Here is a 13,324-nt window from a genome sequence, read left to right on the forward strand (position 1 = left end):
GGACGGCGCACTGCAATGACACTGATCTCGACCAGCACGTCCGGTCGCGCCAACTGCGCCTGCAACGTGGTACGCGTTGGTGCCTGCCCCGGCGATAGCCAGGCGGACCAGACTTCATTCATCGGCGCAAAACCCTCCTGGATATTGTTCAGGTAGATGGTCGCATTCAGCAGATGATCCTTGTCGCTGCCGGCCTCGGCCAGCAGCGCATCAATCCTGGCCAGCACCTGTTCGGTCTGGGTCTTCACATCGCGGCCTTCGCCCGGCACCTGGCCGGACAGGAACACCAAATTCTGAAAAACCACGGCGCCAGACAAGCGGCTGTTGCTGTTGATTCGGGTGATGGTCATCGAAATATCCTCAAGCGGCACGGGGCGCGAAGCCCTGCATATCAATGGAAGTGGTGTGCCGGCCAATCAACTCGGCCAGTACCTGGCCGCTGCCGCAAGCCAGGGTAAACCCGAGGGCGCCGTGGCCGAGGTTAAGCCACAGGTTGCTGTAGGCGCTGGCACCAATCAACGGCACGCCGGTCGGCGTGGCCGGGCGCATACCGGCCCATTCGACCGCGTGCTGGTAGTCACCGGCCAGCGGGAACGTCTCAAGTGCCTGGCGTTTAATCAGCGCCAGGCGCTTGGGTTCCAGGCGGGTGTCGAAGCCGACAATATCCACCATCGCCGCCACCCGCAGTTGCTCACCGATGCGCGCGTAGACGATCTTGCGGTCGTAATCGGTGATGCTGATGTTCGGCGCCTGATGCTGCGCGCCAATCGGCACGCTCAGGCTGTAACCCTTGAGGGGATACAGCGGCAGTGACATACCCGGCAAGGCCAGCTCGGGGCTGCGGTGCCCGGCGGCCAGCACCAGGTGCTGCACCGGCAAGACTTCACTGCCCATTTCGATAGCCTGCACGGCGCCTGCGCGGTGACGAATCGCCGTCACCTTGCGCCCCAACAGGAACGTGCAACGCCCCGACGCTTCAAGGCGCGCCGCCAGTTGTTGGCAGAACCCATGGCAGTCGCCGACCTCCTCATTGGGCGTATAGATGCCGCCGGCAAAACTGGCGCTGTCCAGGGTCGGTTCCAGCCGTGCGCAGTCCGCCGCCGAGAGCACTTGCTGTTGCAGCGGGTCGGTCACTTTATTCAAGGCGCGTTCATAGCTGTCGAGGCTGCGAAAGGTCACCAGCTTGCCGTTGCGCCGCCAGTGGAAACCGCCCAGTTGGTCTTCTTCACGCCAGCGTTGCAGGGTGCCCTGGCTCAAGGACGCCAGGCGCAGCAGGTGGGCCGCATTGCGCTGGTTCACCGAGCCACGGCAGGCGCCCAGGAACGAGGCCATCCAGCGCCACTGCGCCGGGTCCATGCGCGGGCGCAGCTTCAGCGGCGAGTCACCGCGCAGCATCCAGCCGATGGCTTGCAACGGTACGCCCTTGTCGGCCAACGGCGCGACATAGCGGTAGGACAGTTGCCCGCCGTTGGCGAAGCTGGTCTCGCTGCCCAGGGTTTCCCGGGCTTCGACCACCGTCACCTGCATGCCGGCACGCACCAGCGCGTAGGCACTCGTCAGGCCGATAACCCCGCCACCGATGATGCAAACCTGCTGAGCCATGTGCGTCCCTTAACCGTGCGATGTCAGGCTTGAAGGTTAGAGGCAGGTGACAGCGGCGGGACAATGAATAAAGATGGGTCACCCATAAACAAAGGTTATGGACTGCCCATGCGCTTGCGTCATATCGAAATCTTCCAGGCCATCCGCCAGACCGGTTCCATCAGCGCCGCCGCCCAGTTGCTGCATGTCTCGCAGCCGGCGGTGAGCAAGGTGCTGCAGCACGCCGAGTTGCAGTTGGGGTTCCCGCTGTTCCTGCGTATACGTGGCAAGTTGCAGCCGACGCCGGAAGCGTTGGCGCTGGAGCGCGAAGTCGACAAGGTCACCGAAAGCCTGCAAGGCGTGCGGCGCCTGGCACAGAACCTGCGCCGCGAGCCGGGCCAGAGCCTGCGTATCGGCGCAACACCCGCGCTGGCCTTGTCGTTGCTGCCGCCGGCCATCCGCGAATGGACCCAACGCTACCCGGACATCGCCTGCGAGCTGTCCAGCGCCCACAGCCGCGAGCTGGTGCAAAACCTGTTGATGCGTGAGGTCGACGTGGCGCTGACCCTGCAACCGCCCGATCACCCAGGGCTGAACGCCCAGCCGTTGGCCCACGGCGTGCTGGTGGCGCTGGCGCCGCAGGGTTACTGGAAGGAAAACGAGCTAGGCAAACCGTTGCCGCTGATGGCCCTGGCGGGCGCGCCGTTGATTGGCCTGTCCAGCGCCGACCCGTTGTCGGCGAAGCTGGACAGCTACCTGGAAGCGGTCGATCCACCGCCACGGGTCAGCATCGCAGTGCAGACCTATTCCCTGGCCAGGGCCATGGTCGAATCCGGCGCCGGGCTGGCGGTGATTGATCCGTTCACCGCCCTCGGCGCATCACCGGCCACTACTTGCATTCGCCCCCTTGCGCCGCCGCTGCCAATCACCTTGTACGCCCTGACCCGCGCCGACGAACCGCCGCCGCATATGCTGGCGAGCCTGTTGGAGATCTTCGGCAGCCGGGCCCATGAGCAATTGGACCGGCTATAACACGTACCCCATGATCGCCACGAAATGCAGCAGGCTGCCGCCAATCACGAACAAATGCCAGATCCCGTGGGAGTGCCGCAAGCGGTCCTCCAAGGCAAAGAAAATAATGCCCACGGTATACAGCACCCCGCCCGACGCCAGCCAGGCAAACCCGGTAGGCCCCAGCGCAGCAATCAGCGGCTTGACCGCCACCAGCACAATCCAGCCCATCACCGCATAGATCACGATCGACAAAATCCGCGCCTCGGAGCGTGGCTTGATCTCCTGCAGGATGCCGATCACCGCCAGCCCCCACACAATCCCGAACAGCGTCCAGCCCCACGGCCCGCGCAGCGTCACCAGGCAAAACGGCGTGTAGCTGCCGGCAATCAGCAGGTAGATCGAAAAGTGATCGACCTTCTGCATGATCGCTTTCTTGCGCCCGCGCACGCTGTGGTACACGGTCGACGCGCTGTACAGCACCAGCAACGTGAAACCGTAAATGGCCACGCTGACAATCTTCCAGGGGTTGCCGTCCATACTGGCCACCACCAACATCCATACCGCACCCACAAAAGCCGCAATCGCCCCGAGCAAGTGGCTCCAGGCGTTGAATCGTTCCCCGTGATACATGTGTCACTCACCTCGAATAACGGTTATCACCTCGACCATTCTGACGTCACCCACCCAATATCAGGTAACAACCTTTCTTCATTTGCCCAAATACACATGCCGATGGATGATTCGCTTCATCCTGTGGGAGCTGGCTTGCCGGCGATAGCGGTGTATCAGCAGCAGATGCATGTCTGACCCACCGCTATCGCCGGCAAGCCAGCTCCTACATAAAAGCCCCTCATCGGTAACGCCCATGCCCGACCTCGAACCTGCCCAGCCCCACCCGAGTCTGTGGCAATTGTTTTACAACTTCGCCATGGTCGGCCTGTTCGGCTTTGGCGGCGTGATGCCTTGGGCGCGGCAGATGATGGTCGACCGCAGGCAGTGGGTCAGCGAACAAGGCTTCAACGAGTTGCTGACCACCGGCCAATTTTTCCCCGGGCCGAATATCGCCAACGTCGGCATCATCTACGGTCGGCGCCTGCACGGCTTGCCGGGTGCGGTTGTGACCGTGGTCGGCTTGTATCTGTTCCCCTCGCTGATCACCGTACTGGCCGGCTTCGCCTATGCCAAATGGTGGAGCCATGACGTGGTGCAGCAGATCTTCGGCGCGGTGATGCCGATCGCCACCGGGCTGATGCTCGGCACCACCTTGCGCCTGCTCAAGGCCATGCCCAGGACCCTGGCGAATTACAGCGCGTTCGTCCTGACCTTCGTGTTGATGGCGGTGCTGGTGCTGCCGTTGTGGATGGTCCTGCTGATCTGCATTCCCAGCTCGTTGGCCTTGAGCTTCATGGGCAAGCAGAAGGTGGCCGGCTGATGCAGAGCGTGCTGTTTCACCTGATGATCCAATGCGCGCTGTGGTCGCTGATGGCGATTGGCGGCAACACCGTGGCCCTGAGCGATATCCACCGCTACACCGTCACCGACATGAACTGGATCACCGACGCCCAGTTCGTCGCCTTCTTCGCCTTGTCCCAGGCCTTGCCGGGGCCCAATGGCATGTTCCTGGTATTTATCGGCCAGCAAGCCGCCGGGTTGCCCGGCGCCCTGGTGGCCCTGACCGCCAAGCTGGTGCCCTGCTCGGTGCTCACCTACTTCGGCGCCGGCTGGCTGGAAAAACACACCAAAACCCCGTGGGTGCAGCGGGTCAAAGGCAGCCTGCTGCCGATCTCTATCGGGCTGATCCTGGCCGCCAGCTACATCCTGATGAACAGCCTGGAAAACAACGCCACCAGCCTGGTACTGACCCTGGCCAGCGCTGCCGTGGTGTATTACACAAGACTCAACGCGATCTGGCTGATCATCCTCGGCGTAGTGTTGGGCCTGTGCAGTGCATGGCTGGGAGTGAACTGGTTTTAGGGGCACAATCGACGGCATTCGAACAAGAGTCACGCCCATGCTGATCGACGAAGAGTTCACCCTCAAGAAGCTGGAAATCTTCCTGGCGTTCATGCGCACCGGCAACCTGGCGCGGGCGGCGGCTGAATTGCAGACCAGCAACGTCAGCGTGCACCGGGCGATCCACTCCCTGGAAAACGCCCTGCGCTGCCCGCTGTTCAAGCACGAAGGCCGCAACCTCACGCCGCTGGAAAGCGCCTATGTGCTGGAAGAGCGTGCGCAGAAGCTGGTGCAGGATGTGGTCGACAGCGTGCGGGTCACCCGCGAGGCCGCCGGCTTTTCCGCCGAGCGCTTCAAGCTGGGCTCGCTGTATTCGCTGACGGTGAAGACCGTGCCGCAGTTGATCATGGGGCTGAAGATTCGCCGCAGCGAGCTGAATATCGACCTGATCCTCGGCTCCAATTTCGACCTGCTGTACAAGCTGAAGAACATGGAAGTCGACGCGATCCTGATCTCCCTCGACGAGCACGCCAACGATCCGGACTGCGAGCAGATCGCGCTGTTTTCCGACGACATCTTCCTCGCCACCCCGGCCGATTCACCCTTCGACCGCGAGCAGGAAATCGACCTGGCGGACGTGCGCGACGCCACCTTCATCACCCTCACCCAAGGCTTCGCCACCCATCAGGATGGCAACCGCGTATTCAAGCAGGCAGGGTTCGAGCCGAAGGTGGCGATGCAGGTCAACGACATCTTCACCCTGCTGAGCATGGTCAGTTCGGGGGTGGGTTATGCGCTGCTGCCGGGGCGGATTGCGGCGGTGTATGAGAACCGGGTGAAGCTGATTCCCCTGCAACCGCGCTACCGTTTGCAGCAGCACATTGGCGTGGTGTTTCTGAAAGCCAAGGAGCGCGACCCGAACCTGCTCGCGCTGTTGGCGGAGTGCCGGATGTATGCGAACCGCCAAACCTGACAATGATCCCCTGTGGCGAGGGAGCTTGCTCCCGCTCGGCTGCGCAGCAGTCGTAAAATCAGCGCCCGCGTTGTTTCAGGAAGAATGCATTGGGACCGCTTCGCGCTCCAGCGGGAGCAAGCTCCCTCGCCACAAAAGCGGTCGACACATCTCGGGTCAGCCGACGATCCCGCGCACGATGAAGTACAGCACCGACGGCCCCAGCAAGCACCCAAGCCCGGTGTGAAAGGTGGCGGTCAGTGCGCCATACGGCACCAACCGCCGGTCCGTCGCCGCCAGGCCTGCCGTCACACCGCTCACCGTGCCGGCCAAACCACCGAACACCATCGCCGAGCGCGGGTTATCCAAGCCCATCCAGCGTGCCGCCATGGGCGTGCCCACCATCACCAGGATCGCCTTGATCAACCCAGTCGCAATGGACAGCGCCACCACATCCGAGCTTGCACCCAACGCCGCCCCGGTCACCGGCCCGACGATGTAAGTCACCGCGCCCGCGCCGATGGTGGTCATGCTGATCGCATCGCGATAACCAAACGCCCAGGCGATACTCGCGCCCACAATAAACGGCAGCACCGTGCCCAGCAGCAAGGCAATCGCACCAATCAAGCCGGCCTTGCGCGCCTCGGTGGCCTGTACTTCAAACGCCGTGGCCACGATGGCAAAGTCCCGCAGCATGGCGCCGCCCATCAAGCCGATCCCGGAAAACAGTGCCACATCCGCCAGGCCTTTCTGCCCGCCGGTCAAGGTACCGCCCACCCAGGCCAGCACCAGCCCGATCACAATCGCGATGGCCGACCCGTGGATGCGTCCGAAGGTCAGGCGCTTGGACAGCACCACCGAAATCCACATCACCACGCCGACAAATGCAAAGGCGGTGACCAAGCCGTTATTTGCCAGGCCTTTCTCGATGAGTTCCCACATATCAGCGACCTCCCGCGACAGGGGCAGCCGCAATCAGCGGCTCTTCATCGGGCAGCGGTTCGCCCTTGTGCGTGCGGCTGATCAAGGCAATCGTGCAACCGCACACCACCACCGAACCAATCGCCGCCAGCACCGCCACCGGGCCGCCGTGCAGCGCGGTGACCACGTTCTGTTGCGCCGCCATCGCCACCACCACCGGGATGTACATGGCACCCCAGAAGCCGACACCCATCTCGCATTCCTTGGTCATGCCGCCGTGTTTGTGCATCCACAACCGTGCGCAGATCAGCAGGATCATCGCGATCCCCACCCCGCCCACGTTGGATTTGACTCCCAGCAACACGCCGAGCATGTCGCCCAGAATCACGCCGGCCAACATGCAGATCGCCAGCAACGCCACACCGTAAATAATCATGATGGTTGTCCTCAAAGTGCTTCATCGAAATTGTTGTTTTTGTGCTTCGAAAGCCTTGGGCGGCAATGCCGATCCGATAAAGATGAATACCGTACCTGTGGCGAGGGAGCTTGCTCCCGTTGGGCTGCGTAGCGGCCCTGAAATCCTCGGAGCGCTGCGCACTCCAACGGGAGCAAGCTCCCTCGCCACAGGTCATTGGTGACCCGCTCTATCTCTTGACCGACCAGCATCAGCCTTGGTGGAGCTCTATCGGTGATGGTTTCCCTCCTCTCGCAGCAAGGCCTGCAAGGTGTCCAGGCGGGCGCCTTCGAAGGCGATGGCGGTGCCTTGCTCGAACACCCGGCGCGCGAGGCCCGTAAGCACGGCACCGGGAGGCAGTTCGATATGCAGGCGCACACCGCGCTCGAAGGCGCTTTGCACGGTGCCGCGCCAGTCGACGATGCGGCACATGTTGAAGGCGAGGTCGTCGCGCAGGTGTTCGGTGTTGTGGATCGGCCGGGCGCGGGTGCTGCTCAGGTAGGTGATGCTCGGCGGTTTCAGTGTCACTTGGGCGAATGCTTCGGCCAGGGCCTCGGCGGGTTTTTCCAGCAGTACGCAATGAGACGGCACGCTGACGGCCAGGCGTTTGGCGACGCCGTTGCCGCGCACCAGATTGGCGACCGCCTTCATGGCCTCATCGCTGCCGGCGATGACCGTCTGGTTGTCGGCATTGATATTGGCCAGGTAAACCGGGGTTTGCGGGCTGTGGACCTGAGCAAGCAAGGCTTCGACGGTGGACAGGTCCGGGCCGATAAGGGCGGTCATGCCGTAGCCGTGGGGATACGCGTGTTGCATCAATTCGCCGCGCAGGCTGACGAGTTTCAACGCGTCGGCAAAGTCCAGCGAGCCGGCGATCACGGCGGCCGGATAGGCACCAATGGACAGGCCGGCGACGTAATCGGGGGTGTGTTCCAGCAAACGCGCACTGGCCACACCGGCAATCAACAGGCAGAGCTGCACGGCACGGGTCGAGGCCAGCGCTTCGGCAGAATCCAGGGTAAGCACATCCTCATTGAGGGCAGCACTGGCTTCGTCCAGCACCGCACGCGGCAGTTGCTGGAGCATGCCGGGACGCTGGGCGCCCTGCCCCGGGAATGCCAGGAGGCTACTCATGCCACGGTCTGCCAAGGATCGAGCACCAACTGCGCGCCGCTGGCGTTCTTCAGCAGCACGCGACGCGAACCACCGGCCCATTCACGCAACGCGACCGCGCCAAAAGGCGTTTGCAGTTGCAGGTCCACGGCGCACACCGCCGTATCCAGTATCGCCAGCAGGTCCTCTGCATCGCTGCGTTCAAGGCGCTCGGGCGTGCGCAGAATCAAATCCAGATCGCTCTTGGCATGCAACGCTTCGACGCCGCTGGCCAACTCGAAACCCGCACTGCCGGTGACGCCCCAACTCTCTCCCGCCAGCACCGGTCGCAACTGAGCGAGGGCCTGCAACGCCGGCAAATCCCTTGGCGAGATCACACCGCGCAGGTCTTCCGGCACCACGCGCCGCTGCACGGCCGCCATCGGCATCACGGCGGCGAAGCGCTGCTCGCGCAAGCGCCCGCGTACCCCCACCGCTACCTGGCCCGGCGGCGCAATCGCCCGCCGCACCACCACCGGATGCCCAGCGGCCAATGCTTCCAGCACCCAGGCCGGCGCATCAGCGGGCGCATGCGCCGGGGTCATGCCCCAGAGCAAGTCGTGAGCGTTCACCATTGCTCCCGCAGCAGTTGGCGCACGTGGCTGGAGGCCTCGCGGTTAGTGGCGCCCAGGCGACCGCTCAGGTCCCGACCGCCGGCCTGCACATCCTTGATCGCCTGCACCAGGCAATCGCTGACCCGCGCCACATCTTCGGTGGTGGGCTGCTCGATCTGGCTGACCGACAAGGTCTCCCAGAGCAAGCCGAGGCTGGCATAGCTGTCGATGTCATAGGCCATCGGCGGCACGCTGGCGGCCAGGGTTTCCAGCTCTTCAACACTGCGCAGGGTTACCCGCGCCGCCGAAGCCTTGCCCATGGCATGCACCATCACGCCGGGGTCGCGCAGGGCAATCAGGCGGTTGGCCTGGTAACCATGGGCGAGGAAGGCGCCGGACATCGCCTTGCCCACCAGCAGCGCGATCACTGGGTGACCGGCCAGGCGGGCACGAGCGTAGCTGTCGGCAGCGGCGGCCAATGCCTGGTGAATGCCCAAGGCCTCTTCGCGACGACCGTAGGCCTGGCTCGGCACATCCACGATGGCAATCAGCGGACGCTTGTCGCCGGTGTTGATCGCCTCATCAACGGCCTTGGCCAAGCCCCAGCCTTCCAGCAAACCGACTTCACCGTTGCGAGCGCGAGGGAAGCGGTTTTGTGGGTCGGTGACCACCGCGATAAAGCGCACTGGCTGATCACCGAGCACACCGTCGGCAACTTTCAGCGAGTTCGGCAAACCGCTCACTGGCGCTGCGTCGCCGCTCAATGAGTTGAACCACTGCAAACCTCTCATGAGCGTTCTCCCTGATACAGATCGCGAACCGTCGCCGGGTCGATTTGCGGTTCGGCGTTCAGTGCGGCCAGGCGTTCCAGATAGTGATCAACCTGACGGCTGCGCTGTTTTTCCGGCAAGCCTTGTTGCAGCAGCTCAGTGATTTGCTGCTGAATCTGCGCCACGTCGTCGGCCACATACCGGTCGGCCAAGCCGCTGTTAAAGCGTTGCTCACCGCCGGTCAGGCTCCAGATGAAGGGCCGGTCGCGGGAGTCGTATTCCTCAAGCCCGGCTTCCTGTTCGATCACCTGCGGGCCGTTCAGGCCAAGGCGCGCCTCGCGGGTCACCAGCAGATAACTGCACAGGCCCGCCGCGATGGACATGCCACCAAAGCAACCGACGCTGCCGGCCACCACGCCGATTACCGGCTGGTACTGGCGCAGGTCGACAATCGCTGCGTGGATATCGGCGATGGCAGCCAAGCCCAGGTTGGCTTCCTGCAAGCGCACGCCGCCGGTTTCCAGCAGCAGGATGGCGCGCGTCGGGATGCCGTTGCGGTTGTCTTCAGCAGCCAACTCCAGTGCTCCGGCCATCTTTGCGCCGCCGACTTCACCGAGACTGCCGCCCTGGAAATTGCCTTCGATGGCCGCGATGACCACCGGCAAGCCGGCGATGCTGCCCTTGGCGATCACCACGCCGTCATCTGCCTGCGGCACCACGCCCTGGCGGCTCAGCCACGGCGACATGACGCGCTGGAACGGGTCGATCAGTTCGCGATAGCTGCCCGCGTCGAGCAAGGCCTTGGCCCGTTGCCGGGCGCCGAGTTCGACGAAGCTGTGTTTGTTCAGCAAGTCAGTCATGACCGATCTCCTCGAAGCCTTGCTCCAGGCGCAAGCGCACCACGCCGGGTGTGGCGCCGAAGTCGTGGATATCGATGTTCAATGCGGGGGGCGTCTGCTCCTGGAAGATCCGTTCAAACAGGTGCTGCCAACGTAGCTGCGCACCATTGACCGAGGTTTGCACCTGAATCGTCAAGGTGCCGGCGGTGCCCGGTTCCAGCAGCACTTCGAGGTCACCGGAGCCGACGCAACCCACCAGCGCGCGGCCCTTGGCAGGCTGCCCGGCGGGGAATTCAAAGGATAAGGTTTCCATCACAGCGCTCCGTCGAGGCGGTCGATAAACAGGCAGGCGGCCAACAGGTCGGCGGCGCCACCGGGGGAGGCATTCAGCGCCAGCAGTTGCTGGTCCAGCTCATGCAGTTGGCGGCGGCCGGCGAGGCTTGCGCTGCCGCCGGCGTCCAGTACGGCTTGGGCGCCCTGCTGCATGGCCTGCAAGCCTTCAGGACCGGCGCGGTAGAGCACGCAGGTGTCGGCCAGGTCGGTCATGATCGCCAGCAAGGCGTCGAGGCGCGCGTTCTGTTCGCCGTGTTGCTGCAGGCGGCTTTTCTTCAGTTGGGGCAGGCCGCGTTGCAGCACCGACGGGAAGCCCAGTTGCGCCTCTTCGCGAGCACCGCGTGCGCCGTAGCGTTGTGCGACCTGGGCGCCGTGGCTCAGCGGTTGCGGTGCGTAACGGTCGTTGAGCAAGGCCAGGCGGGCGGCGCGCAACGTCACCGCGCTGGCAGTGCAGGATTCCGGTTGCAGTGCGGCGGCGGCGACTAACAGGCCGAGCGCCCAGATCGCGCCGCGATGGGTATTTACGCCGCTGGTGGTGACGAGCATCGCCTGTTCACCTTCGCGACCGATGCGCCCGAGGGCTTCACGCAGGGGCAAACCGACTTCGCCAAATTCGACAGCGGCCTCGGCCATTTCCTTGAACGCCGGCCACAGCGACAGCGCCGAGGCGTGCATCAAGCCGAGGTGCAAATCGGTATGGGCGCCGTTGCCGCGACGGTCTACCAGGGCGGGTTTCGGCGACAGGTCCGCCTCATCGATCAAGGCGTCGACGGCCATGTCGGCCAGGCGTTCGGCCAGTGTCAGGTCGTGCAGTTTGAGTGCGTGCATTTACCAGCTCCTGAACTTGGCGGGCGGGTTGTACAAGCCACCGGACCACTCCACCAGATCGGCCACGCTCTTGGCGGCCAGCAGCTCGCGGGTGGCATCGGTGCGGCGGATGCCGAGGTCTTCGGGCAGCGCAATCAAGCCTTCGCGACGCATGCGTGCGGTGTCCTTGGGGTTGTGGCGCAAGCCGATGGCGGTCACCCCGGCCACGGCGGCGATCATCGCCTGGCGCTCTTCCAGGGAACGGGCCTTGTACAGGTAGGCGATGCCTTCTTCGGTGAGCAGGTGCGTGACGTCGTCGCCGTAGATCATGATCGGCGCCAGGGGCATGCCGCTTTTGCGGGCGACTTCCACCGCGTCGAGGGTTTCGACAAAGGTGGGTTTGCCGCCTTCCTGGAAGGTCTCGACCATCTGCACCACGAGCTTTTTGCCGCGTTCGAGCAAGGCCTCGGGAGCGTCGTCGTGGCGCATGTCGAGCCAGGCGGGTGTGCCATGGCGGCGACCGCGCGGGTCGTGGCCCATGTTCGGCGCACCACCAAAACCGGCGAGGCGGCCACGGGTAACGGTGGAGGAATGCCCGTCGCCATCGACCTGCAAGGTGGCGCCGATAAACAGGTCCACCGCGTACTGGCCGGCCAGCTGGCAGAACATTCGGTTGGAGCGCAGCGAGCCGTCGCGACCCGTGAAGAACACATCCGGCCGGGCGGCGATGTAGTTCTCCATGCCCAGTTCGGTGCCGAAGCAATGCACGCTTTCGACCCAGCCGCTTTCGATGGCCGGGATCAGGGTTGGGTGCGGGTTGAGGGTCCAGTTGCGACAGATCTTGCCCTTCAGGCCCAGGGATTCACCGTAGGTCGGCAGGATCAATTCGATGGCGGCGGTGTTGAAACCGATGCCGTGGTTCAGCGATTGAACGTTGTGTTTTTCATAGATGCCGCGGATCGCCATCATCGCCATCAACACATGCACGGGCTTGATGTGGCGTGGGTCGCGGGTGAACAGCGGTTCGATGTAGAAGGGCTTGTCAGCGACCACCACGAAATCGACCCAGCTCGCGGGGATGTCGACGCGCGGCAGGTCGGTGACGTCATCTACCAGTTGGTTGACCTGGACGATGACGATGCCATCGCTGAAGGCGGCCGGCTCGATCAGCGCGGGTGTGTCTTCGGTGCTCGGGCCGGTGTAGATATTGCCGGCGCGGTCGGCCATGAAGCCGGCCGACAGGACCACGTTGGGGATCAGGTCCACCACCAGCCGCGCGTAGAGTTCGATGTAGGTATGAATCGCGCCAATTTCCAGCAGGCCGTCTTCCAGCAATTGGCTGATGCGCAGGGACTGGGTGCCGGCGAAGGAGAAATCCAGCTTGCGGGCGATGCCCTTTTCAAACAGGTCCAGGTGCTCGGAACGGCCGACGCTGGGCATGATCATGTGCAAGTCGTGGAGCTTGGCGGGGTCGGCCTTGGCCAGGGAGCGCGAGAGGAAATCGGCCTGCTTCTGGTTGTTGCCTTCCAGCACCACGCGGTCGCCGGGGAGGATCAGGGCTTCCAGGGCTTCGACAATGCGCTCGCTGGGGAGCACGGCGCCATCGGCGAAGGATCGCACCAATGCGAGGCGGCGCTGCTTCTCATCGCGCCTCCGCGTCCAGCGCGAGTCGGGGGAAGTTGTTGTTGTCATGGTCGCTCCACGGGATTTGCTGTCGTGGGCTGTACCTTAGGAGGGTATTGGGGGGGCATCAATCAAGCTGGGCGGTGAACCGTTACGATTGGAGTAATGGTTCATTAGCAAACGCTGAGGCTCGGGCTCAACACAGTTCAAATGTGGGAGCGGGCTTGCTCGCGAATGCGGTGGGTCAGTTGATAAATCGGGTACTGACACACCGCATTCGCGAGCAAGCCCGCTCCCACATTTGCTCAGCGCTGTTCGGGAGAACGTGCGCAGAAGTCCCAAAATGGGAACGATCAGTCCCTTTTTGGGAC

Annotated in this window: 16 protein-coding genes; 4 read left to right on the top strand and 12 right to left on the bottom strand. The window is 63.7% G+C overall.

The window, feature by feature from the left end:
- Together JV201_RS27430 and JV201_RS27435 are read right to left on the bottom strand one after the other, a co-directional pair.
- A partial coding sequence (locus tag JV201_RS27430) for a RidA family protein (RefSeq protein ID WP_177054927.1) occupies positions 1 to 350 on the bottom strand: 350 nt, incomplete at its 3' end.
- Between the two features lie 10 nt (positions 351 to 360).
- Positions 361 to 1,602 (bottom strand): D-amino acid dehydrogenase, encoded by a 1,242-nt coding sequence (locus tag JV201_RS27435; RefSeq protein WP_177050251.1) that lies wholly within the window; start codon positions 1,600 to 1,602, stop codon positions 361 to 363.
- A gap of 108 nt (positions 1,603 to 1,710) precedes the next feature.
- Here JV201_RS27435 and JV201_RS27440 point away from each other — a divergent pair, with 108 nt between their 5' ends.
- Entirely contained in the window at positions 1,711 to 2,613 is a 903-nt protein-coding gene (locus tag JV201_RS27440; protein ID WP_177028010.1) for a LysR family transcriptional regulator, read from the top strand.
- On the opposite strand, the gene JV201_RS27445 is transcribed toward JV201_RS27440, so the two are convergent.
- Positions 2,608 to 3,225, bottom strand: coding sequence for a hemolysin III family protein (locus JV201_RS27445; RefSeq protein ID WP_219406254.1), 618 nt, complete (start codon positions 3,223 to 3,225; stop codon positions 2,608 to 2,610). The genes JV201_RS27440 and JV201_RS27445 overlap by 6 nt on opposite strands.
- 235 nt (positions 3,226 to 3,460) lie before the next feature.
- On the opposite strand from JV201_RS27445, the gene JV201_RS27450 reads away from it, so the two are divergent.
- The 3 genes from JV201_RS27450 to JV201_RS27460 are packed head-to-tail and all read left to right on the top strand — an operon-like array spanning position 3,461 to position 5,521.
- Entirely contained in the window at positions 3,461 to 4,027 is a 567-nt protein-coding gene (locus JV201_RS27450; RefSeq protein WP_003216826.1) for a chromate transporter, read from the top strand.
- Positions 4,027 to 4,569, top strand: coding sequence for a chromate transporter (locus JV201_RS27455; RefSeq protein ID WP_008434119.1), 543 nt, complete (start codon positions 4,027 to 4,029; stop codon positions 4,567 to 4,569). Before JV201_RS27450 ends, JV201_RS27455 begins: the two co-directional genes overlap by 1 nt.
- 37 nt (positions 4,570 to 4,606) lie before the next feature.
- On the top strand, positions 4,607 to 5,521 hold the full coding sequence (locus JV201_RS27460; protein WP_003216822.1) for a LysR substrate-binding domain-containing protein: 915 nt from the start codon (positions 4,607 to 4,609) through the stop codon (positions 5,519 to 5,521).
- Between the two features lie 156 nt (positions 5,522 to 5,677).
- Here the strand turns inward: JV201_RS27460 and madM are convergent, their stop codons facing one another.
- The 9 genes from madM to mdcA all read right to left on the bottom strand — a co-directional run bounded on the left by madM (position 5,678) and on the right by mdcA (position 13,022).
- Positions 5,678 to 6,442: a malonate transporter subunit MadM gene (madM, locus tag JV201_RS27465; RefSeq protein ID WP_003216820.1), complete on the bottom strand. Its 765-nt coding sequence runs from the start codon at positions 6,440 to 6,442 to the stop codon at positions 5,678 to 5,680.
- 1 nt (position 6,443) lies between these two features.
- A complete protein-coding gene (madL, locus tag JV201_RS27470) occupies positions 6,444 to 6,857 on the bottom strand; it encodes a malonate transporter subunit MadL (RefSeq protein WP_003216818.1) in 414 nt (137 codons plus the stop codon).
- A 246-nt stretch (positions 6,858 to 7,103) separates the two neighbouring features.
- Complete coding sequence (gene mdcH / locus JV201_RS27475; RefSeq protein WP_219406255.1) at positions 7,104 to 8,009, bottom strand: malonate decarboxylase subunit epsilon; 906 nt, start codon at positions 8,007 to 8,009, stop codon at positions 7,104 to 7,106.
- Positions 8,006 to 8,602: a malonate decarboxylase holo-ACP synthase gene (locus JV201_RS27480; RefSeq protein ID WP_214499866.1), complete on the bottom strand. Its 597-nt coding sequence runs from the start codon at positions 8,600 to 8,602 to the stop codon at positions 8,006 to 8,008. Before JV201_RS27480 ends, mdcH begins: the two co-directional genes overlap by 4 nt.
- The gene (gene mdcE / locus JV201_RS27485; RefSeq protein WP_219406256.1) at positions 8,596 to 9,372 is read right to left on the bottom strand and encodes a biotin-independent malonate decarboxylase subunit gamma; all 777 of its coding nucleotides are present in this window, start codon (positions 9,370 to 9,372) and stop codon (positions 8,596 to 8,598) included. Before mdcE ends, JV201_RS27480 begins: the two co-directional genes overlap by 7 nt.
- Entirely contained in the window at positions 9,369 to 10,211 is an 843-nt protein-coding gene (locus tag JV201_RS27490) for a biotin-independent malonate decarboxylase subunit beta (RefSeq protein WP_177041208.1), read from the bottom strand. Before JV201_RS27490 ends, mdcE begins: the two co-directional genes overlap by 4 nt.
- Complete coding sequence (locus JV201_RS27495; RefSeq protein ID WP_003216806.1) at positions 10,204 to 10,503, bottom strand: malonate decarboxylase subunit delta; 300 nt, start codon at positions 10,501 to 10,503, stop codon at positions 10,204 to 10,206. The genes JV201_RS27490 and JV201_RS27495 overlap by 8 nt, the downstream gene beginning before the upstream one ends.
- Positions 10,503 to 11,351, bottom strand: coding sequence for a triphosphoribosyl-dephospho-CoA synthase (locus JV201_RS27500; protein WP_008434131.1), 849 nt, complete (start codon positions 11,349 to 11,351; stop codon positions 10,503 to 10,505). The genes JV201_RS27495 and JV201_RS27500 overlap by 1 nt, the downstream gene beginning before the upstream one ends.
- Positions 11,352 to 13,022 carry a malonate decarboxylase subunit alpha gene (gene mdcA, locus JV201_RS27505; RefSeq protein WP_023659312.1) on the bottom strand — a complete coding sequence of 557 codons (1,671 nt, stop codon included), beginning with the start codon at positions 13,020 to 13,022 and terminating at the stop codon, positions 11,352 to 11,354.
- Positions 13,023 to 13,324: the final 302 nt, after the last annotated feature.

Source organism: Pseudomonas sp. Colony2 (assembly GCF_019382755.1).
Lineage (GTDB): Bacteria > Pseudomonadota > Gammaproteobacteria > Pseudomonadales > Pseudomonadaceae > Aquipseudomonas.